The sequence below is a fragment of the Gimesia aquarii genome (assembly GCF_007748195.1).
GTDB lineage: Bacteria > Planctomycetota > Planctomycetia > Planctomycetales > Planctomycetaceae > Gimesia > Gimesia aquarii.
Map to the genome: position 1 here is coordinate 1,592,625 of NZ_CP037920.1, position 21,520 is coordinate 1,614,144.

Annotated in this window: 17 protein-coding genes; 14 read left to right on the forward strand and 3 right to left on the reverse strand. The window is 47.7% G+C overall.

Annotation, left to right across the window (positions count from 1 at the left end; genetic code table 11):
• The first annotated feature begins 10 nt into the window (after positions 1-10).
• The 5 genes from V144x_RS06570 to V144x_RS06590 all read left to right on the forward strand — a co-directional run bounded on the left by V144x_RS06570 (position 11) and on the right by V144x_RS06590 (position 4,335).
• Positions 11-589 carry an antibiotic biosynthesis monooxygenase gene (locus V144x_RS06570; protein ID WP_144983154.1) on the forward strand — a complete coding sequence of 193 codons (579 nt, stop codon included), beginning with the start codon at positions 11-13 and terminating at the stop codon, positions 587-589.
• Entirely contained in the window at positions 586-2,472 is a 1,887-nt protein-coding gene (locus tag V144x_RS06575) for an amidohydrolase (protein ID WP_144983157.1), read from the forward strand. Before V144x_RS06570 ends, V144x_RS06575 begins: the two co-directional genes overlap by 4 nt.
• A gap of 26 nt (positions 2,473-2,498) precedes the next feature.
• Positions 2,499-3,197 (forward strand): pirin family protein, encoded by a 699-nt coding sequence (locus V144x_RS06580; protein ID WP_144983160.1) that lies wholly within the window; start codon positions 2,499-2,501, stop codon positions 3,195-3,197.
• A 31-nt stretch (positions 3,198-3,228) separates the two neighbouring features.
• Positions 3,229-3,591, forward strand: a complete 363-nt coding sequence (locus V144x_RS06585; protein WP_144983164.1) for a nuclear transport factor 2 family protein — start codon at positions 3,229-3,231, stop codon at positions 3,589-3,591.
• 105 nt (positions 3,592-3,696) lie between these two features.
• Positions 3,697-4,335: a TMEM175 family protein gene (locus V144x_RS06590; protein WP_144983167.1), complete on the forward strand. Its 639-nt coding sequence runs from the start codon at positions 3,697-3,699 to the stop codon at positions 4,333-4,335.
• An 89-nt stretch (positions 4,336-4,424) separates the two neighbouring features.
• Here V144x_RS06590 and V144x_RS06595 read toward each other — a convergent pair whose 3' ends face one another.
• Entirely contained in the window at positions 4,425-5,297 is an 873-nt protein-coding gene (locus V144x_RS06595; RefSeq protein ID WP_144983170.1) for a LysR family transcriptional regulator, read from the reverse strand.
• 188 nt (positions 5,298-5,485) lie between these two features.
• Between V144x_RS06595 and V144x_RS06600 the strand changes: the two genes are divergently transcribed.
• Both V144x_RS06600 and V144x_RS06605 read left to right on the forward strand, forming a co-directional pair.
• Positions 5,486-7,333, forward strand: coding sequence for a catalase (locus V144x_RS06600; protein ID WP_144983172.1), 1,848 nt, complete (start codon positions 5,486-5,488; stop codon positions 7,331-7,333).
• Positions 7,334-7,469: 136 nt separating this feature from the next.
• Positions 7,470-8,171 (forward strand): ankyrin repeat domain-containing protein, encoded by a 702-nt coding sequence (locus V144x_RS06605; protein WP_144983175.1) that lies wholly within the window; start codon positions 7,470-7,472, stop codon positions 8,169-8,171.
• A gap of 118 nt (positions 8,172-8,289) precedes the next feature.
• Here the strand turns inward: V144x_RS06605 and V144x_RS28890 are convergent, their stop codons facing one another.
• A complete protein-coding gene (locus V144x_RS28890; protein WP_261343659.1) occupies positions 8,290-8,421 on the reverse strand; it encodes a hypothetical protein in 132 nt (43 codons plus the stop codon).
• On the opposite strand from V144x_RS28890, the gene V144x_RS06610 reads away from it, so the two are divergent.
• The 5 genes from V144x_RS06610 to V144x_RS06630 all read left to right on the forward strand — a co-directional run bounded on the left by V144x_RS06610 (position 8,420) and on the right by V144x_RS06630 (position 13,281).
• Positions 8,420-9,328 (forward strand): hypothetical protein, encoded by a 909-nt coding sequence (locus V144x_RS06610; RefSeq protein WP_144983178.1) that lies wholly within the window; start codon positions 8,420-8,422, stop codon positions 9,326-9,328. The genes V144x_RS28890 and V144x_RS06610 overlap by 2 nt on opposite strands.
• A gap of 123 nt (positions 9,329-9,451) precedes the next feature.
• Positions 9,452-11,443, forward strand: a complete 1,992-nt coding sequence (locus tag V144x_RS06615) for a protein-disulfide reductase DsbD family protein (protein ID WP_197998791.1) — start codon at positions 9,452-9,454, stop codon at positions 11,441-11,443.
• Positions 11,444-11,498: 55 nt separating this feature from the next.
• Positions 11,499-12,293: a DUF1223 domain-containing protein gene (locus V144x_RS06620; RefSeq protein ID WP_197998792.1), complete on the forward strand. Its 795-nt coding sequence runs from the start codon at positions 11,499-11,501 to the stop codon at positions 12,291-12,293.
• A 113-nt stretch (positions 12,294-12,406) separates the two neighbouring features.
• Positions 12,407-13,018 (forward strand): RNA polymerase sigma factor, encoded by a 612-nt coding sequence (locus V144x_RS06625; protein WP_197998793.1) that lies wholly within the window; start codon positions 12,407-12,409, stop codon positions 13,016-13,018.
• 14 nt (positions 13,019-13,032) lie between these two features.
• On the forward strand, positions 13,033-13,281 hold the full coding sequence (locus tag V144x_RS06630) for an anti-sigma factor (RefSeq protein ID WP_144983190.1): 249 nt from the start codon (positions 13,033-13,035) through the stop codon (positions 13,279-13,281).
• 20 nt (positions 13,282-13,301) lie between these two features.
• Here the strand turns inward: V144x_RS06630 and V144x_RS06635 are convergent, their stop codons facing one another.
• On the reverse strand, positions 13,302-16,796 hold the full coding sequence (locus V144x_RS06635) for an FG-GAP-like repeat-containing protein (protein WP_144983193.1): 3,495 nt from the start codon (positions 16,794-16,796) through the stop codon (positions 13,302-13,304).
• A gap of 489 nt (positions 16,797-17,285) precedes the next feature.
• Here V144x_RS06635 and V144x_RS06640 point away from each other — a divergent pair, with 489 nt between their 5' ends.
• Positions 17,286-17,675: a BlaI/MecI/CopY family transcriptional regulator gene (locus V144x_RS06640; protein WP_144983196.1), complete on the forward strand. Its 390-nt coding sequence runs from the start codon at positions 17,286-17,288 to the stop codon at positions 17,673-17,675.
• Positions 17,672-21,511, forward strand: a complete 3,840-nt coding sequence (locus V144x_RS06645; protein ID WP_144983199.1) for a M56 family metallopeptidase — start codon at positions 17,672-17,674, stop codon at positions 21,509-21,511. The genes V144x_RS06640 and V144x_RS06645 overlap by 4 nt, the downstream gene beginning before the upstream one ends.
• The last annotated feature ends 9 nt before the right edge of the window (positions 21,512-21,520 follow it).

A 21,520-nucleotide genomic window follows, 5' to 3' on the forward strand; every position in this document is an offset into this window, starting at 1 on the left:
GTTCATCACTATGAATGACCTATCCGAAAAATCGCCATCCTCTTCATCGCAAAATGGTATTCACTGCGCAATCACGCGAGTCGTGCGCGAAGGCAAAGAAGTGGAGTTTGAAGAAGCGATCAAACGGTTCGTTGCGCGTTCGATGAAGCACTATGGTACGACGGGGGCGCACCTTCTGCGTCCAACGGCCGCTTGTCGCCCGCGTGAGTACGGTATTCTACGTTCATTCAACAATGAACAAGATATGAAAGAGTTTTACGCCTCGGATCTATTTGCCAATTGGCAATCCGAAGTCGCAGATTTAGTAGAAGGTGAAGCAGTGCATCGGCAACTGCATGGACTAGAAGCGTTTTTTCGAAATGAAAACACAAAACAGCCGCCACGTTGGAAGATGGCTTTTATCACCTGGCTGGGTGTATTTCCAGTCGTTTTCATTTGGTCCCGATTGCTGATGCCTCGCCTAACCATCCTACACCCCATCTTAGTTATGGCAGTCATCAATATCTGTGTTGTCGTTACACTTGCATGGCTTGTGATGCCTGCCCTCACTCGATTATTCCGACCCTGGTTACAAAGTAGAGAGCAATGAATACAACTCGACGCGATTTTTTACAGAAGACATCCGTAGCTGTGGGAGCTGCAGCATGTGTTGGACTGCCACAGCTTGCTCATACACAGAACAACGATGTTGCCGAACCGGAATTAATTCTGCATAGTGGCAAAATCACAACAGGAGATAAAACGCATCCGGAAGTGAATGCGATTGCGATTACGGGCGGAGTTGTCGCCGCAATCGGTAGCAATGACAACATACTGAAACTTGCGGGAAACGCGACTCGGAAGATTAATCTCAATGGTCGGCGCGTGATCCCTGGTCTGAATGATTCTCATCTGCATGTCATTCGAGGTGGTTTATATTACAATCTGGAGCTTCGTTGGGATGGCGTGCCGACAATCGCACAGGCACTTAAGCAGTTGAAGGTACAAGCGGATAACACGCCTCCACCTCAATGGGTTCGCGTGATTGGTGGTTGGAATGAGTGGCAGTTTGCCGAAGGTCGAATGCCAACATTAGAAGAGATCAACAAAGCGGCTCCAGAGACGCCCGTTTTTTTGTTACACCTTTATGATTCCGCTTTGTTGAACAAAGCAGCCTTAAGAGCACTGGGGTTTGACAAGTCCACACCGAACCCGTCTGGTGGTTTGATTGCCCGCGACAGGGCAGGAAATCCAACGGGTATGCTTGTTGCCGAACCGAATGCGCTAGTACTCTACTCTGCAATTGCTAACGCGCCGAAGTTAGGCTTTGAAGATCAAGTCAATTCATCACGTCATTTTATGCGGGAACTAAATCGGTTCGGTGTGACCAGTGCTTCCGATGCAGGTGGTGGTGGTCAGAATTATCCCGACGATTACGCAGTCATCAAACAGCTTGATGACGATGGCGATCTGACAGTTCGAATAGCCTATAGTCTATTTGCACAAAAACCCGGTCAGGAAATGGCTGACTACAGTCGCTGGATCGGCATGACAAAACCAGGCGAAGGCAGCGACAAGCTACGCGTCAACGGTGCAGGAGAAAATTTACTATGGGCTGCAGCAGACTTCGAAAATTTCCTTCAGCCGCGCCCCGATCTAAAACCCACAATGGAATCCGAACTTGAAGCGATCGTCCATAAGTTAGCTGATGCTAATTGGCCTTGGCGAATTCATGCTACTTATGACGAATCGATAACTCGATTTCTAAACATTTTTGAGCGTGTTCATCGTGACCGACCGATCGACAAGCTGCGTTGGTTTATAGACCATGCTGAAACAATATCTGAAAAAAATATGGAACGAATCGCCGCTTTAGGTGGTGGCATCGCGATTCAACATCGGATGGCGTATCAGGGTGAATATTTCCTGAGACGCTATGGAGCCGAAGAAGTGAAACGAAAGCCACCCATCAGAAAAATGCTGCAAATGGGATTGCCCGTGGGAGCTGGAACTGATGGGACGCGCGTCGCGAGCTATCACCCGTGGACATGTATTTGGTGGATGGTCACTTCTAAGACAGTTGGCGGAACTGTAATGCACGATCCCGGTGATCGGCTCAGTCGGGAAGAGGCGCTCAAACTTTATACACACGGAACTCCCTGGTTCAGTAAAGAAGATGATAAGAAAGGGATCCTGTCTCAAGGTTACTTCGCAGATTTGGCTGTATTATCTGATGATTATTTTACTGTGGAGCCCGATCGAATTCGTGAACTAGAAAGTGTTTTAACGATTGTTGGCGGACGTGTTGTACATGGCTCTAAAGAGTATGGAAAGCTAGCACCGGCATTGCCGAAAGTGAGCCCCGGCTGGTCACCTGTTACTCGATTCGGGGGCTATGACAATTCGAACGTAACTCCTCCACGACACAAGCATCAACCAATTATGGGGGCAGATGGCCGAGTTTGGGAGACTGGTTGTGGCTGCGGTATTTGATCTCAACCATTAAGGAATAGATATTAATGATTACGATTCGTAAAGCCCATGATCGCGGTCACGCCGATCATGGTTGGCTCAACAGTTATCATACTTTTTCGTTCGCATCATACTACGATCCCGACCATATGGGATTTCGGTCGTTGCGTGTGATGAACGAAGATCGAGTTGCTCCCGGACAAGGCTTTGGAACTCATGCACATGAAAACATGGAGATTATTTCCTATGTGTTGGCAGGAGCGTTAGAACATAAAGACTCGATGGGAAACGGAGCAATCTTACAGCCAGGCGAGTTTCAACGTATTTCTGCTGGAACTGGTATTGAACACAGTGAATTTAATCCGTCGGTTGAAAAACCGGTCCATTTTTACCAGATTTGGTTGATTCCGTCTCAGACAGACCTGAGCCCCAGCTATGAACAGAAACAGTTTCCCGATCACCAGTTGAATAACCAATTTTGTCTCGTGGCTTCACCAACTGGTGAAAAATCGTCTCTGACGATTCATGCCGACGCGAGAGTTTATCTCAGCAAGCTGACAGCAGGCGAAATTTTAACAATGCCACTTGCTGAAGAACGCCACAATTGGATTCAAGTCTTGCGCGGTGCGATAGAGCTTAATGGCATAGTGTTGGATACGAGTGACGCGGCCGCGCTCAGTGAAGAACCTACACTTGCCATTACTGCGATATCTAATGCTGAGATTATGATTTTTGATTTGGTTTAATCACTTAATACTCAAGTACTAAAGAGAAACTATGAAGCAGTATCAGTTCATTGATGGGCTTTCCCCTGCGATCGACACTATGGTCACAAAAAATGTGATCGATTTCCTTGATGAAGATTGTATTCTTCAACCGGGTAATGCAACCCCTGTCAGAGGGCATGCTGCGATTACTGAAGTCTTTGATAATCTGTATGCACAGATTCAATCAATTAAACACAATATTATTGATGATTTTGCTGTCAACAACTCAGCCGTTTATCGTGGAACCGTCACATATAAACGACTCGATGGGTCGCTGCTAACAGTGCCGTTCTGCGATGTGTTTAAAATCAAGAATAACTTGATTTCTGAATACAATATTTACATTGATTGGCACCAACTATTTGTATCTTAAGTAGTCTGCTGAACTTGACAACTAAGGCATTTCAATAACAACAGTTGCCGAATCGAGCAAGGCTGTTACGAATTCAAATCGCTTCTAAGAGTGAGTTTTCAATATATGATTAAAACAAGACTTGAGGCATTTAGTGATGGCGTGATTGCAATCATCATTACAGTGATGGTGTTCGACATCAAAGCTCCTCAAGATACTGGATTATTCGGTCTATTGGTGGTGATGCCTTCCATTCTGACCTACTTGATGAGCTTTTTGTATCTAGGCATTTATTGGATGAATCATCATCATATGCTGCAAATCGCCACGTCTATCAATGGTGTTGTTCTTTGGGCGAATCTGCATTTGTTATTCTGGTTGTCCTTGATCCCTTTCACAACGAATTGGTTAAGAACAAGTAATTATGCGGCTTTACCATCAGCAATTTATGGAGTGGTGTTGCTATTTGCCGCGATTTCCTATCGTATTCTGCAGTCTTCGATTATTCGAGTAGAGGGTTCCAGTTCGCAGTTAAAACAAGTAATCGGTCGCGATCTTAAAGGGATGACGTCACTGATTGCTTACGCAGTTGGTGGAATCACTGCCTTTTATGCTCCGTTTATTGCCATCCTGATTTACATCGCAGTCGCGTTTATTTGGATGCTTCCCGACCGACGGATCGAGGCACATTTTCAGTCTGCCTCCCAGCCATCGAAACAGAATGACGAGACTTTGGTTTCGGATAAAAACAGTTCTTTACATTAAGCTCATTTTACTTGCTACGCCAAACGCAACTTTTTTTAAAAGACAGAACTATATTCAAAGTAGAAATGGTCAAATTGGGCCTGATTCCTTCAGACTGAATTACGTACCAATGCTTTAAACTTCTCCAGTAACTGACTTTGGAATCGATAGGGATTCCAGACCATCGCGATGGTACGCGTCGGCTTATTGCCGGCGATTGAGCGATAGATGCGTCGATCGCTCTCATCCAGGTTCACCGCCATAGCGGGAACCATCGAGACCCCATGATTGAGCGAAACCAGTTCCTGAACCATTGCCAGTTGACTCGTGCGTTCGACGGATACCGGATCAAAAGATCGTTGCCGGCAAAACGTCTGAATGTTGTCAGACAGACAATGCGCTTCGTCCAGCAAGACAAACGGCAAAGGTTCGATATCCGTGAGTCGAAGCTGCTTCTTCTTCGCCAGCGAATGATCGGGAGCCAGTACGATCTGAAGTTCTTCGTCAAAGAGGGGCTCGATTTCCAGGTATTTGACTGTGATCGGTAGTGCCAGGATGGCTAGATCGATTTCGCCCTGAGTACAACGTTTCAGCAGGTGGTCGGTGGTGTCTTCTTGAACTGTCACGGTTGCGCCTGGATGCGCGGCGGCAAACGTCTTCAGTATCTCTGGTAAGTAGAACGGCGCAATTGTGGGGATGGCTGCGATCCGAATGCGACCACTTTCACCATCATCAGAGATTTCAGCGATCGTATCATCGACAAGACCAATTAACTGCTGCGCTCTGCGGAGCAGAAGCTGACCGGCGTCAGTCAGTTTGACCTTACGGGTCTGTCGTTCAAAGACAGGTTGCCCCAGTTCCTCTTCCAGTCGCGCGATAGATCGGCTCAATGCTGGTTGCGACAAGCCGATCATTTCCGCAGCACGCGTAAAATTCTGATGCTCGGCCACGGCGAGGAACTGTCGCAGTTGTTCGATTTCCATGTTTGTACTCTTGCTTGAGCTCTGAGTTGAGAGGGTCAGTATGTGATGCGTATTATGCATGAAATGTATTCATTTAATGCATTGGACAAATATATCATCTTGCCCGATACTTTGATAGTCCGAAGATCGATTTCCACGGTGTCTGTGGGAAACACATTTGAATTTCACTACAAAAACAGGGAGCAAACATGAAAATTCGGCAGATTTTATTCACAGGTGCTTTAGTGCCAATGCTGGTTGCAAGTGGCCTGTCACAGGAGCGAATGCCCCTGACAGAAGATGGCGGCCAGCCTGTGGGCGACAATCAGAATTCTCGTACGGCGGGACCACATGGTGGAGTTCTGCTCGATAATTTTCATCTGATTCAGAAGCTGTCGCGCTTCGACCGTGAACGAATTCCCGAACGCGTTGTTCACGCACGCGGAGTCGGGGTGCACGGGGAGTTTGTCAGCTACGGTAATTTTTCAGAACACACCAGGGCGAGTCTTTTCTCCGCAAACGATAAAGTGACACCCGTATTTGTCCGGTTCTCAACGGTGATTCATTCGAAGGGTTCTCCGGAACAATTGCGTGATCCACGTGGCTTTGCCGTGAAGTTTTACACGGACGAAGGCAACTGGGACCTGGTTGGTAATAACCTGCCCGTTTTCTTCATTCGCGATGCCATCAAATTCCCCGACATGGTGCATTCACTCAAGCCTTCTCCGATCACGAATCAACAAGATCCCAATCGATTCTTTGACTTCTTCAGTCATGTGCCCGAGAGCATGCATATGCTGACGTTTCTGTATTCTGATCAGGGAACTCCGACCAACTTGCGACAAATGGATGGCTTCGGTGTTCACGCTTTCAAATGGGTAAATCAAGCGGGGGACGTTACATATGTTAAATTTAAATGGAATAGTTTACAGGGGCATAATCCCTCATCGGCAATGGACGCAGCGAAGGCATCTGCGGTGAATCATAGTGGGCATAGCGCTGACCTCTATGACGCCATTGGGAGAGGTGAATTTCCAGAATGGGAGTTGAGCGTTCAAATGCTGAAGCCTTCGCAGCTTAATGACTTCGATTTTGACCCGCTCGATGCGACCAAGGTTTGGCCTGACATACCAGAAGTAAAAGTTGGTAAGATGACGTTGAATCGTACTCCAACCAACTTCTTCCAGGCCACAGAGCAGGTTGCGTTTTCACCCGGAATGGTCGTGCCTGGCATTGAGCCTTCCGAGGATCGTCTGCTTCAGGGGCGGCTGTTCTCGTATGCGGATACGCAACGCTATCGAATTGGTGCGAATTATCTCTCGCTCCCGATCAATCGTCCGCGTGTTGCCGTGAGCAATATCAATCAGGATGGTGCATTGAATATGGGGGAAATCGATACTGACGTGAATTATCAACCGAGTGTTGCTACTGGATCGTATCGCGAAGTTCCGGCTGCGAAATACAGTCTGGCTCCTCTTAATGGTCAGGTTCAGCAACAGCGCGTCGATAAAACTTTGAATTTTCGCCAGGTGGGAGAGTTGTATCGTTCGTTTTCGGACGAAGAGCAGGCAGGCCTGGTCAAGAATTTTGCCGGTGATCTTGGCAAAGTCGCTAACCGTCAGGTAAAGCTGCGAATCCTGAGCTTTCTGCATGAAGCGGATCTGGATTATTGCAAACGCGTCACTTCGGCAGTTGGTGAATCCATGCAGGATGTGAAACGTATGGTGGAATTGAATCGTGATGTGGAGCCGACGCGTTGGCAGACAATCGCTCTGAAAAATCAGCCGAATGCGAATGACCGGGTCGTGGTCCGCAATACGACGACGAAACCTTTGCGGTATCAGGTGAAGACATCTGCTTCTCAGTGGAGTCGTCAATATACGTTGATGCCTCACAAGTCGCATACATTCAAACAGGCAACCATCAGAATGCGAATGGCAGACGATCTGAATGCGACACCGTTAACTGCTTCGGCGGGAGAGGTCGTGAATCTCAATGGCCGATCGATGGTAACGGAATTGCCTGCCACATCAGCTGTGAGTCAGGTGAAACAATGATGAGCCCTTTTCATTGGTCGGTGTTGAAACCAAGAGCAGGTAACGTGACTGGGGCTTTAAGCCCCAGTCCTTTTAAACAAATTTCCAATAACCATAATATCGTCATCTGGACGGTTTCTAAAAGAATGGGTAGAAAATGATACGCCGCATGTTGAAATATTGTTCCGTCTGCACTGCCTTACTGCTGACCATTATTCTCATCACTTATGCCACGCTTCCTACTCCAGCATCACCTCCCCTTCAAGGAAAATCAGGCGTGCGACTGGATGCACAGAGCGAAGCAGCGCTCATCAAAGTTGTGTTTCAGGCCGCGCGTGATAACGACATGAAGACAATAAGCGAATACCTTTTAGAAGGCTTTACGCCGAACGTTCGCAGCGAACGTGGTGATACACTCTTAACCGTTGCCGCTTATCATGGCAGCGACAGAGTCATCGCAACACTACTTACTCATCAAGAAATTGAAATAGAAGCCCGTAATCGGATGGGCCTTACCGCCGTCTCTGCGGCTGCCTTCAAAGGTCATGATGTTGCTTTGCGGCAATTGCTCGATGCGGGAGCGAGTCCCACGGCTGCAAACACGGTTAACCAGTCTGCCATCATGTTTGCTGCGCTCGCCGGTCGCACGTCGACCGTACAGATCCTGCGTGATGCGGGTGCCAGTGATTCTCGAACAGACGATTTCGGTAATTCAGCCGACTCTCTGGCCCGTTCACAAGGAACTCCGGAAACAATGTCGCACGTCTCAAGTTCGTCTCCAGAATATCAGTCCGATGCACCTGTTCCTTTGGAGCTTTCGGGTGATGAAAGGTGGATTGACATTCCGTACGTTCAATAGACTGAAAACCGAGTCCTCCACATTCTCTGAAGATACTTTGTATCTTTTCTCACAAATTCGCGCCCGATTTGTGAAATGGTTCACTTTTCATAAACACAATTTGTGATTCATCTTACATTCAGAAAAAACTTTCCATTTCTTTTGGTAAGACACCTGCGAGAACCTGCGTCTCATGATCATAACCCAGGTCATCAACCAAACTCTCTGGTTGTCGTTTTCCCAATTTTTTAGTCGAGAAGGAAAGTTTCATGTCTACAAAAATCTCTCGCAGATCCCTGTTCGCCACTTTCGTCGTCACATTATTGATGAGCCCCGCATTCTCTCAAGTGTCTCAAGCAGATCATACTCCCGGACACAAAGTCGGCTTGAAAGGTTATTGTCCCGTGTGTGTGCTCGAGGCGCGAAAATGGGAACGCGGACGACGTGAATTTCACTCGACCTATGATAACGTGACTTATTTTTTCCCAAACCTTGCGATTAAACGAAAGTTTGATCAAAATCCTGTCAAATATGTACCCGCTTTAGCAGGCGACTGTACTGTCTGTTATAAAAAACTTAAAAAACGGGTTCCCGGAAACATTGATCATGTTGCCATTTACAAGAATCGGCTCTATCTCTTTCCAGGCGAGAGTGAAAAGAAAACCTTCCTTGCCGACCCATTTGCTTTTATTGACACAGACTTAGCCGCCAATGGGCTGTGTGTTGTTTGTTATAAAAAAGTTAATAAACGTGTGCTCGGTAACACCAGATTTACCGAAATTCACAACGGATTTCGATACCTCTTTCCCTCAGTAAGAGAGCAAGCAGAATTTCGGAGAGCACCTGACTTTTACGCACTTGCAGGAATGAAACAAGAGACACAACAAATCAGCTTCAGAACGAATCAACCCGGCAAAACATTAGAAAGCTTCGCTGGTAAGTCGACATGTGCTGGTTGCGAACATGGTGTCACTCCCATTGGCAGCCCGGATGAATTAGGTTTGGCAATCAACGCTAGTGGAGGCCGCGTCATTGTGGTCGAAGAGGCACACAAGCTTTACCCCAAGATTTATGCAGCTCGCTTTCAGGGACAACAACTCCAGGTCAAAGGCCAGGTCATTAAATCACTTGGTAAGATTTCCTGGTTGAAACCAACTTCGTTGAAAGTAATCAACTAGAGGCTTTCTTTCTCAATCGTTTCTCGAAAGAAGCTCAATGGAGCCGTTTCTTACTATGAGTCTCGGCTCCTCTTTCTCCCTTTTCATACATAAATGGCCCAAACAAGACGAAAGAATGTCATCATGTTTACTAAGTCACTCTTTTACTTTGTTCTCTGCGGTTTCTTGTTCTTGCCTTTTGTCAGTTCGATCGCACAAGAGCAGGACAACCCTCAACAAGTTGAAATCTCTGCACAGGTATCAAGAGTGGCTCCTGATGAAGCAGAATTGGTGATCACCGCAAAGATACAACCGGGCTTACACATTTATGCACAATCTCAGCCAAAACCTTTTTTAGCAACGAAGATTACTCTGAAACCAGACAATCAAATTCGCTCAGCAGGGCCGTTCGTTCCCTCGAAAGAACCGGTTCTAATGAAACACGAAAAACTGGGAGTCGAGTTACATGAGCATGAAGGAACTGTTTCCTGGCGATCACGCATTCAACTTAAAGATTCAAATGCAGCCACTTTTATCATTGGTACACTCTTTTCGCAGGCTTGTGAAAAAGATCGTTGTTTTGCTCCGACGACGACTCCCTTTCAGGTACAACTAGCAGGCACTAGTCATCCCCTAACAACGCAACAAGAAACAGCGGCAATGGATCTCAGCTTAAAGCAAACAATGGGTGATAATAATTCTGACGAAATGAGCTCGATAGATGATCAGGAGAATTCAAGCTTTTCACTTAATGAATTGAACATCACCAACCAGCAAAAGCCACAGTCTGCATGGTCTGTTTTGCCGTTGGCATTCATCGCAGGTTTTTTGCTGAATTTTATGCCGTGTGTGCTTCCCGTTGTCGGATTAAAACTTCTCTCGTTTGTTCAGCAGGCCAATTCGGATCGAAAACGTATTTTGTTAATGAATCTCTCGTATACAGTGGGCTTACTGTCTGTCATGATGGTACTTGCTACGTTGGCCGTCTTTGCCGGGCTGGGATGGGGAGAACAATTTAGCAGCACCGCGTTTACAGTCAGTCTGTCTGCGATTGTCTTCGCCTTTGGTTTGAGTTTTTTGGGAGTCTGGGAAATTCCATTACCTGGCTTTGTGGGATCAGTGGGGGGCAAGACTCCCCAAGAAGGTTATGAGGGTGCATTTAGTAAGGGCGTGTTAAGTACATTACTGGCGACGCCCTGCAGCGGCCCCTTTCTTGGTGCAGCTTTAGCGTGGGCGGTCACTCAGCCAGGCTATTTAACGTTTAGTGTGTTTGCAACCGTTGGTCTGGGGATGGCCAGTCCCTATCTAATCATTGGGCTATTTCCTTCCATGATTCGTTTTTTACCTAAGCCGGGAAACTGGATGATCGCCTTCAAGCAGATCATGGGCTTTATCATGTTGGCGACAGTTGTTTATCTTATGAGTTTCATGCCCATTGCCGCTGTGGTACCCACCGTTTTGTTACTATTGGGAGTGGGAATCGGACTTTGGTATGCAGGCCGCGTGCCTGCTCATGAATCCTTGCGTAAACAATTCAAGGCCTGGTCTGTCGCGGCAGGGATGGTGGTCGTTATTGGATTGCTTTCTTTCACCTGGTTACAGGGGGTGATGCAACAACGTTTCGAAAGGGCGGCACAACGTTTCATCTCAAGTCATGTAGAAGTTTCTCAATCTGCTCTTGTAGAAAATCAGACCGTGGGGGCAATTCAATGGGAGTCTTACTCACCTGAGCGACTGGAAAGTTTACTCAAAGCAGGGAAACCTGTGTTTATCGATTTTACAGCGGACTGGTGTTTGACTTGTAAAGCAAATGAAGCGGCTGCGATTGAAACGAGAGAAGTAGCCACAGCCCTGCGAGAATCAAACGTGATTGCACTCAGAGCTGATAAAACAGAGCCTAACCCGGCAGTGGACCGTCTGCTACGTCAGTTGGGTAACTCAGCTGCTTCGATTCCTTTTTACGCGGTCTTCCCGGCAGGCAAACCCAATGAACCGATCCTGTTAGATGGTATTTACGCGACACCTGCACCCTTTGTGAAAGCAATCGATCAATCAAAAGCGATCGCAAAAAATAAGCAGCCGACGACCATTGTTACAAAACGAATTGAAACGGGAAGGCATGTCACCGGTAGTTAAGAGTATGAGTTTTTCAGAACAGAAAATACCAAGTTTTAAAAAGGAACCGAGTGTGATGAATCAACAATTGAAAGTTCAGATCGTCACCTTACTGTTTGCGTTTGTGTTAACCGGTTGTTTTCAATCGGTGGACAATGAAACCATGGCTCAAACCACTGAGCAAAAACAAGCGACTCCAAAAGGGTTTGCCGTTGTGGAATTATTTACGTCAGAGGGGTGTAGCAGTTGCCCTCCCGCGGATGCCAATTTGACTCGTCTTGTGGAAATTGCCCACAAAAATAAATTGCCCATTTACGCGCTCTCGTTTCACGTCGACTACTGGAATTATCTTGGTTGGAAAGATCCGTTCAGCCAGCGCCAGTTTACAGAACGACAAAGAGCCTATGCCCGGGCACTGCGTTCATCAAGAGTTTATACGCCACAGATGATCGTCAACGGAGAAAAAGGATTTGTGGGATCAAATCGCAGACAAGCACAAGAAGCAATACTCGCGGCATTTAAAACAGCTCCTTCCGCCAGTCTTCAGTTAGTGCTTAAAGATGCTACTGAAGGTTTGCAAATCTCCTGGAAGACCAAAGGAATGAAAGCAGGGGATCAGATTAATCTGGCTCTTGTGGAAAAAACAGCGGAACGGAAAGTAAGCGCCGGTGAAAATGAGGGACGCAACTTGACTCATGTAAATGTGGTGCGATTGTTTAAAGCGATCAAGTCTCCCTCGGCATCAGGTTCTACAATGATGCAAACAACTGAGAAAGTGGATTGGAAAAAATATCGGGTTGTTGGTTACATCCAAGCACCGCAAACTCTTCAGATCAAAGCGGCCACCGAAGCAGAGTTGAAACCGAATTGAATCTGGAAAATCAATGAATTGAAGAAGTTTGCAGAAGATCAATATAGACGGTAGCCGCGTAATGTGACAAAATTTTACAGCGCTCATTTTTAATGACTCATGGAGTTGGTTGTGTGATATTTAACCGTGAGGATAGTCACTGGATTTCCCGCCTACAGGAACAAAGCCCTGAGCGTGAAACGGCGGTTGCTGAGCTTCGAAACCTGCTTGTGCGTGGACTGACAGGATTTCTCAAACATCGCCCCGGTGGGCTGCTGATTGTGGAAGATGCGGCACAAGAGGCGACTCTGAAGGTAATAGACTCGTTTGATCAATTTGAAGGCCGTAGTCGCTTTACAACCTGGGCGATGACGGTTGCCACGCGCATTGCGATTAGCAGCTTCCGTAGAAAACATTTTCAGGACGTTTCACTCGAGGGTGTTTCAGCAGACCAATGTCTGAAGATTCAAGTTGCCGTCGATGAACATTGTTCTGTCGAAGAGGAACATGATCGGAAGCTCATTTTGCAGAAGCTGGGTCAGTTGATCGACACGCAATTGTCCGACAGACAGAAAATTGCGGTACGTGCATTATTAGATGGTTTGCCGGTGGAAGAGATTGCGATACGCACAGAAAGTAATCGGAATGCCGTTTACAAACTCATTCACGACGCGCGTATGAAACTACGTGAAGGCTTTGAACAAGCAGGGATTTTCGCTGACGATCTTCAAATTTTCTTAAACTAAAGAATGTATCAGTTATGGCTTTAAACAAACAACACATCACAAACTTGCTCGGCATGATCCGATCTGTTGAACCAGACGAGCTCGATTGTGACAGTTGCTATGAGCAGCTATCCGAGTTAGCAGAAGTCGAGCTCCATTCGGGCAGAGTTCCAGATACACTGAAATTGGTAGAACATCATTTACATCAGTGCCCCTGTTGCAAAGACGAGTTCAACGCTCTGCTGGAAAGCCTCCATGCTTTGCAGGCAGAGAATTCAGATTAAGTAGCTGATCGATTTTCAGATCATAAACTTGTCAGAAGGTCATTCGCTTCTAAATCAATCAAACCCTCACCCAGCTTTGTGAAAAACCAGTCTTTCCCGTTGTCTCCCGCCAATGAATCGTCATCTCCATCATCAGTTACTGTATCAAGATTGAGGAAAAAATCATCATTGAGTCGAGGGCCAACGCCGGTACCATTAATATTAGCTACACGGGTTTCAAAGCTACGATTTGAGGTCCATTCGTTTTGAATGGAGATTAGTGCGAGTTGGTTCATATCGTGATCGGTCGATCCTGCGATTAAAATATCCTCGCCGTTCCCTCCATTCAAGATATCAGAGCCACGCCCTCCAATCAGCAGGTCATTTCCATTGCCGCCACTGAGAGAATCATTACCTCCACCACCTACAAGAATGTCGTTTCCGTTACCTCCTGAAAGTGTGTCGCCTGCTATCTGCGGGAATGAATTGAAGATGACAGCGACAGCATCGGCGGTCTGTTGTGACACGACAAGATCAATGTCTCCATCCCCATCGACGTCAGCGCTGTTAATCGCGCGAGGCGTACCACTGACGACGATATTCACGGGCGCCGCAAAGTTTGCTGAGCCGTCGTTCAACAGTAGAGAAACCGTGCCCGCGGTGATGTTAACCACGGCCAGATCAGCGTCTCCATCTTTGTCGAAGTCTTCCGCGACCAGTGACAAAGCGCCTGCTCCCGTGGCAATGTTTGTAGCAGCCCCAAAGGAACCGTTGCCATCGTTCAAAAGGACTGAGATGTTAGCCGAACCGAGATTGGCGACAATGGCATCCAGGTCACCATCTCCATCCAGGTCGCTAAGTACCACATCCAATGGTTGGGAACCTGCACCAAAACTGGTGGCTGCAGCAAACGTCCCGTTTCCGTTATTCAGTAAGACCGACATGTCATTGGAGAAGCGGTTTGCTACCACCAGATCCAGGTCTCCATCCCCATCGAGGTCACCGGCCCGCACACTGCGGGGGCGGTTGCCTGCGCCGACATTCACGGCGGGGGCAAATACTCCAGAGCCATCGTTGAAGAAGAGCGAAACATTTCCTGACAAGCGGTTGGTGGCAGCTAGATCCAGATCACCATCTCCGTCCAGGTCAGCTGCGATGACCGTTCCCGGTTCATTGTTCGCCGTCAGGTCGACACGGGAACCAAAGGCCGCATTTCCATCATTGAACAGGACAGAAATAAATGTTGTGCCGCTATTGGCGACTGCCAGATCCAGGTCACCGTCTCCATCCAGATCAGCGAGCGAGACATCCTGCGGGCTGGCACCGACTGCAACGGTACCAGCGGAAACATACGCTCCCGTACCATCGTTCAGCAGAATCGAAACATTGTTTGAGAAGCGGTTAGCGATGGCCAGATCGGCGTCTCCATCTCCGTCGAGATCACCGGCCCGCAGCAGGTGTGGATCATCGCCGATGGCAAACGATTGTTGAGTTACGAACAGGTCAGTGGGATCGATGGGCGGTAATGCTGGATCTCCACTCATGAGCAGATCATCTCCATTTCCGCCGTTCAAAATATCTGTGCCTCCCCCTCCGACAAGCGTGTCGTCACCGTTTCCACCTTCCAGTGTGTCGTCGCCTTCCCCACCTTCCATCTGGTCTGATCCATTAAAGCCAATCAGTAAATCGTCTCCTGTGCCACCTTCAAGAGAATCATCGCCATTACCGCCATTCAAGCTGTCATTGCCTGATCCACCTGCGATTGTATCATCTCCGTTAAATCCATCCAGAGAATCATTTCCTGCGCCACCATCGAGAGCATCATTACCATTTCCACCAAATAAGTTGTCATCTCCGCCGGCACCGGTGAGAGAATCGTCTCCATTCCCACCCTGCAGATTGTCCTGGCCACGCCCTCCTGTCAAAGTGTCATTTCCATTTCCACCAACAATGGTGTCGTCGGCCGTTGAAAACGAATTAAAGATGACAGCGACAGCATCGGCGGTCTGTTGTGACACGACAAGATCAATGTCTCCATCCCCATCGACGTCAGCGCTGTTAATCGCGCGAGGCGTACCACTGACGACGATATTCACGGGCGCCGCAAAGTTTGCTGAGCCGTCGTTCAACAGTAGAGAAACCGTGCCCGCGGTGATGTTAACCACGGCCAGATCAGCGTCTCCATCTTTGTCGAAGTCTTCCGCGACCAGTGACAAAGCGCCTGCTCCCGTGGCAATGTTTGTAGCAGCCCCAAAGGAACCGTTGCCATCGTTCAAAAGGACTGAGATGTTAGCCGAACCGAGATTGGCGACAATGGCATCCAGGTCACCATCTCCATCCAGGTCGCTAAGTACCACATCCAATGGTTGGGAACCTGCACCAAAACTGGTGGCTGCAGCAAACGTCCCGTTTCCGTTATTCAGTAAGACCGACATGTCATTGGAGAAGCGGTTTGCTACCACCAGATCCAGGTCTCCATCCCCATCGAGGTCACCGGCCCGCACACTGCGGGGGCGGTTGCCTGCGCCGACATTCACGGCGGGGGCAAATACTCCAGAGCCATCGTTGAAGAAGAGCGAAACATTTCCTGACAAGCGGTTGGTGGCAGCTAGATCCAGATCACCATCTCCGTCCAGGTCAGCTGCGATGACCGTTCCCGGTTCATTGTTCGCCGTCAGGTCGACACGGGAACCAAAGGCCGCATTTCCATCATTGAACAGGACAGAAATAAATGTTGTGCCGCTATTGGCGACTGCCAGATCCAGGTCACCGTCTCCATCCAGATCAGCGAGCGAGACATCCTGCGGGCTGGCACCGACTGCAACGGTACCAGCGGAAACATACGCTCCCGTACCATCGTTCAGCAGAATCGAAACATTGTTTGAGAAGCGGTTAGCGATGGCCAGATCGGCGTCTCCATCTCCGTCGAGATCACCGGCCCGCAGCAGGTGTGGATCATCGCCGATGGCAAACGATTGTTGAGTTACAAACAGATCAGAAGGTGCAATAGGAAGATCTCCACTTTGGAGGTTGTCATTTCCATTCCCCCCATTGATCAGATCCTGACCTCCACCACCGTTAATCGTATCGTTTCCATTACCACCGTTAATTTCTTCATCGAATTCGCTGCCGGTGATGACATCGTTGCCGTTTCCTCCATTTATGACGACTGTGGAAAGATTAATATAATCCACTGATGTCACTGCCGACAAATCAATGTCATTACCGTCATTTCCGCCAATGACATTGATTGTTGCTACATCGGCTGCCTGAATTGATCCAGTAATGATTTGTCCATTGACGGTAACTTGTCCCACGCCATCCGCGCCGATGTTGATTGAGTCTGCTCCCTCACCTGTCACTGTTAGCTCACCCGTTATGTTATTAAATAGGGAAACGACCGTAAGCATGAGGCGTGATTCAAGTACTTCCGTTGCTGGAATCAGATTGATTTCCGAGTGGTGTTTCATTCGGGCTCGTTTTGGACGTGAGTTTACTTTCAAGATCTGGTTGAGAGTCTGAATTAAATGATGCATGGTCGGTCTCCATGTGAAAGGCTTGCCAAAGAAGAGAGAGTGAAAAGAATGTTGTCCCACAACGTTTCGCCGGTTAAAAAGATTGTCAGTCCCACTCAAAAAATTGAGTGAGAGTCAGTACTTCCTCGTTTCAGACAACTCATGAGGTCAGCACTTCTTCGGCGATTCCACAGATGCTCGAAGTCGCCTCGTTTGGCGTACCGTGTATGAGTTTTGTCTGTCAGAAAAACTCCCCGGTGCCTTCGAGGCGTTATCAATGTTGGTTGATTATAGTACACTATATTTTTGGATACAAGGCTACAGTGAGCGATAAACCTCCAGCAGCGGTCTGCTCTTTTTTAAAAGCAATGATTTGAGAAAAGTCTTTGATAAGTCTGTTTTCAAAACATCGAAAAACACCTTTATTTATAAATTAATCTTGCATTGACGAATTCTTTCGTTTAAATTGACGAAAGAATTCGTTTTTGTGTTTTTGGAGGAGTTGGAAACATGGCAAGACCCAGTTCATCCCAGCCAACGGAAGTGGAACTGCAGATACTGAATGTGCTTTGGGAAGACGGCCCGTTAAGTGTGCGAGATGTTCACGAGACGCTTTTAGAGAAACGGGAAACCGGCTATTCCACAACCTTGAAGATGATGCAGGTTATGCTGGAAAAAGGTCTCCTGGTTCGTGATGAGTCGGTTCGTCCGCAGCTTTACCAACCAGCACAAGCCAGAGAGGAAACGCAGTTGCAGATGCTCGATGGGTTCGCGCAACGCGTTTTTCAAGGGTCAGCAATGCGTCTTGTGATGCGAATGGTCTCATCGGGGCGGTTGTCTGTTGAGGAACTCGAAGAAATTCAGAGGCTTTCCCAGGATTCGGAAGGAGGCCAGAAATGATCAACGAATTGATTTCAACCGATTTGGTATGGCGATTGGGGTGGACCTTATTGCACTCTGTGTGGCAGATTCTGTTGATCGGGATTCTTGTTGCAATCGGATTCTTAATAGCGCGCAAATCTGTAACGGCTCGTTATTGGGTTGCCTGTTGTGGTTTGGCTTTGATGTACATTCCGCTGGTGGTGACGTTTGCTTTGATCGCTCCACCAGTTTCACAGGAATCCCAGGCTGTCTTAACAGCCAAACAGACTTCATCTGATCAGCCACAGCAATTCGTTCACAAATATGCTTCACAATCTATACCCGGAAATTCGACTTTGAGGCAATACGATCATGTCTCAAATAATCTCAGTGGAAGCGAACCGGAAAATGAAAGTCAGATCACAGTGCAAGCATTCAATGTTTCTACAATTTTTTCCTGGCTATCTTGGTTAGTTGGTAGTTGGTGCATGGGAGTCGCAGTCTTAGCCGTCTGGAATGGAGGCGGCTGGATTGTCGTTCATAAATTGCGTTCTCACGGGACGGCACCCGTTGACGAGTCTCTCCGTTTAAGGATGGAGAGGCTATCCCGGCGTCTGCGAGTGAACCGTCCCGTTGTTTTGGTTAAATCGATGTTAGTTGAAGTGCCGATGGTCATTGGTTGGCTACGTCCGATGATCTTGATGCCTGCGAGTTTGCTGGTGAATCTATCACCAGACCAGTTAGATGCGATTTTGGCACATGAGTTGGCACATATCCGTCGACATGATTACCTGGTGAATTTATTTCAGTTATTGACTGAATCATTGTTATTTTATCATCCTGTCACCTGGATACTATCAAGACAAATTCGTATCGAACGTGAATTCTGTTGTGACGATGCTGCAATAGCCGCATGTAATGATAAATCAGTGTTAGTGCAGGCCCTGGCAAAAGTGGAATCGAGTCGACCGATTCCGGCGCACGCTTTGTCGCTCTTTGGACGAGAAACCAGCATGTCGCTTCAGCGGGCGCGACGCATCATGGGTAGATCCCACAATGTTCCTCATACAGGAATTGTGGGTATCTGCGCACTTCTGTTCGCGGTGATTGTGGGATTCGGCGTTGCCGATTCGATGCGCCAGGCGGCGGCGACTGATAACACGGGAAGTGCTCAAGTCAGAATCCAACGTCAAGCATCGACGCCTAACCAGCAAGTGGAACAAAATCCGGCACCATCAGCAGGGAAGGCAGGCAAATTCAATCCTGCAGAAGCCGGCATTGATGTGAAACGTTTCCGAGTCGACATCGCGTACGAAGGACCATCCGATAAACCTTTTTATGATTTTTCACTGAGCAGCTATCCGTTCAGCGAGGAACGGAATCCAATGTGGCTGACCCATGAAGTCGACCAAACAAATCACGAAATGCTTGAACAAATCGTAGCGTGGCTCACGAATTCTGGATCCTTATTACACGAAAAAAATAGTTCACTAATACAAGCAGCAGGAACACAGCGGTATATGATGCGCGTCACGTCTGGTGATAAAACATTGATAATGAATCTAGGCTGGGACCTGGGAATGTTGCTACGATTGGACAGCCTGCGAAAGGTCCTTGCTGAGGGAGATGCACAAGCAAAGACACCACTTGATCCCCTTCTGAATCGTCTGTCAGGCTATCGTCGTCAATGGACCGAAGGTCGCGTTGTCAACGATATCAAGACTCAACTCACTGCGTCAAAAAAATCATTTCAAGCGGGAAGGCCGATCAAAGTGAAGCTGAAAGTCGAGAACACCGGAGATCAGACTCGAAAAGTCGGAACGATCCTCGGCGATCAAGGTGAGGTTAAAAGTGCTGTGAAACAGATCGAATTTAAAATCTTTAACAGTTACGGACAGCGTATCCCGTTTCTGGCAGGAACGTCACAGTTCCTTGAACATCAAATGTCCCTCGAACCGGGACAGGCAGCAACATTTGAATTTGATCTGGCGAAAGCCCATTACCTGAGACAACCGGGACAGTATACTGCGGTGTACGAATCGTGGAATCAGCTTGATTCGAACAGTTTTGAATTTGCTGTCACGCCGAGTCCGCTTCATGAAGCAGACCTCGTAGGTCAATTGCTTCCGCTCTTACATGATGAATGGTATATGATCGCAAATCCTAACTTCAAAGGTAAAGTTCGCCCCGGAATCAATTTTGAAGAGGTCGATGGTTTTCCGATGCGTTTCCAAAATGTTCCAAGGCATGGGAACATCGGTGATATGAGTACGGTCTGGCTCTGGTTTACTAAGGAAATGGCCAGTCTGGGAGCTCAGGTTCCGGAGAGTCGGTATCCTCCTTCGAGTCAGTATCTTGGCAAAACAGGACAATGGTACTTCTATGCGTTTGCAGATGAGAAATCACTGAAACGATGGCCGACTGTTCTGGAAGATGTGAAACAGAAATTCATCAAATCGCAGGTTAATGCCAGGAGTAGTGGAGAATCTACAAAACAGGCTAAACAAGTCAGGCAAACATTTATCAAACCAGGTGACGATATTGTAGTGTCTGAGAAATCAGTTCGTGCCGATGCTCTGGATGGAACATGGTGGTTGCTTTCGACGCAGCTCGATAGAAAAGCAGAGTCATTCGAACAGGGAGAAATGAACGTTTCGTTCCACAAGGAAGTGTTCTCTGTGAGTAATGAATCAAATCCCTCACGTTCGGCTAAACGGCGATTTCAACTGCTTCCCGATCAGCGCATTGACTTCTTTGATGAGCGAGACGGAAAACCAGAGCGAGCACTCGGACGCTATCAACTTGCGGGAGACCGTTTGTGGATCGCCGTTAATGATGACACAGAAGAGGTCAATCCGATTGCTCCTTCCGAAGCAGTCAATCTTGCTATTGAAAAAGGAGTGCGTTACTTAGTGCTTCAGAGAAAGCAGTCTAAGGTTGATACGGTGGCGGCAAAAGAGCCAAATAAGAAAAATACGCGTAAAAATCCTGGCCTGATTGGTCATATATATGCCATAGACCGTGATGGGAGCAACCTGGAATTACTCGCAGATGAAACATTGCTTGACGGGTATACGTTTCTGGGAGGATCTGCCTGGTCTCATGATGAAAAATGGATTGCCTGTGGTGCCACTCCCTATCCCGGACGTGACTATTCAAAGTCTCACCTTGTCAAATTTTGCATCAATGGTCCGGATGAAGGGAAGAAAGTGGACCTTGGCTGTGGTCTCTCGCCATCCTGGTCACCCGATGACAAGCAGATTTCGTTCCTCATCAACGGCAATAACCCAATCGGAGCAAAAGCAGGTTTGTGGGTTATGGATGCAGACGGAAAGAATCGTCGACGTCTTGGTTATGCCGTTCACGGGCAGTGGTCTCCAGATGGTGAATCGATTCTGGCGGTCAGTAGCCATATGAGTCCTCGTAAATTTCTGCTGTTCGATGTGAAGACGGGAAAGCGCAAGGAAATCCTAACCAATTATTCTGGTGTTAGTCTGCCTACCTGGGCGCCGAACAAAAAACAATTTGCAGCATCTGTTAAGGATGGAAATGATCGGGTGCTGGGGATTTTCGATCCAGTAGAAGCGCCCGAGTCTTACACGGAGCTTTGGCGAAATCCATGGGGAGGTGGCGATGGTAAAACCTGGTTCGACGAAACCTGGCCTGACTGGTCACCTGATGGAGCAACGATTGCGCTTACGTTAAATGGTTCATCAATACAATTGATCAATACGACTAAGGGCTCCGCTGTTAAACAACTTTATGTGGCACCTGAGGATACCGAGGTCTTCTTTGTTGCCTGGTCACCCGACAGCAAACGACTCTCGTTTACCCTGCTTGGACCGGGTTTGCTGGAACTTGAGAAAGAAAAGTAACAAAAAAGT

What these genes read in the sequence shown, in the direction of transcription:
- V144x_RS06645 (WP_144983199.1), top strand. Translation starts at nt 17,672, where the DNA reads ATGATCAACGAATTGATTTCAACCGATTTGGTATGGCGATTGGGGTGG.
- V144x_RS06585 (WP_144983164.1), top strand. Translation starts at nt 3,229, where the DNA reads ATGAAGCAGTATCAGTTCATTGATGGGCTTTCCCCTGCGATCGACACT.
- V144x_RS06600 (WP_144983172.1), top strand. Translation starts at nt 5,486, where the DNA reads ATGAAAATTCGGCAGATTTTATTCACAGGTGCTTTAGTGCCAATGCTG.
- V144x_RS06620 (WP_197998792.1), top strand. Translation starts at nt 11,499, where the DNA reads ATGAATCAACAATTGAAAGTTCAGATCGTCACCTTACTGTTTGCGTTT.
- V144x_RS06605 (WP_144983175.1), top strand. Translation starts at nt 7,470, where the DNA reads ATGATACGCCGCATGTTGAAATATTGTTCCGTCTGCACTGCCTTACTG.
- V144x_RS06615 (WP_197998791.1), top strand. Translation starts at nt 9,452, where the DNA reads ATGTTTACTAAGTCACTCTTTTACTTTGTTCTCTGCGGTTTCTTGTTC.
- V144x_RS06570 (WP_144983154.1), top strand. Translation starts at nt 11, where the DNA reads ATGAATGACCTATCCGAAAAATCGCCATCCTCTTCATCGCAAAATGGT.
- V144x_RS06580 (WP_144983160.1), top strand. Translation starts at nt 2,499, where the DNA reads ATGATTACGATTCGTAAAGCCCATGATCGCGGTCACGCCGATCATGGT.
- V144x_RS06595 (WP_144983170.1), bottom strand. Translation starts at nt 5,297, where the DNA reads ATGGAAATCGAACAACTGCGACAGTTCCTCGCCGTGGCCGAGCATCAG.
- V144x_RS06590 (WP_144983167.1), top strand. Translation starts at nt 3,697, where the DNA reads ATGATTAAAACAAGACTTGAGGCATTTAGTGATGGCGTGATTGCAATC.
- V144x_RS06640 (WP_144983196.1), top strand. Translation starts at nt 17,286, where the DNA reads ATGGCAAGACCCAGTTCATCCCAGCCAACGGAAGTGGAACTGCAGATA.
- V144x_RS06630 (WP_144983190.1), top strand. Translation starts at nt 13,033, where the DNA reads ATGGCTTTAAACAAACAACACATCACAAACTTGCTCGGCATGATCCGA.
- V144x_RS06610 (WP_144983178.1), top strand. Translation starts at nt 8,420, where the DNA reads ATGTCTACAAAAATCTCTCGCAGATCCCTGTTCGCCACTTTCGTCGTC.
- V144x_RS28890 (WP_261343659.1), bottom strand. Translation starts at nt 8,421, where the DNA reads ATGAAACTTTCCTTCTCGACTAAAAAATTGGGAAAACGACAACCAGAG.
- V144x_RS06575 (WP_144983157.1), top strand. Translation starts at nt 586, where the DNA reads ATGAATACAACTCGACGCGATTTTTTACAGAAGACATCCGTAGCTGTG.
- V144x_RS06635 (WP_144983193.1), bottom strand. Translation starts at nt 16,796, where the DNA reads ATGCATCATTTAATTCAGACTCTCAACCAGATCTTGAAAGTAAACTCA.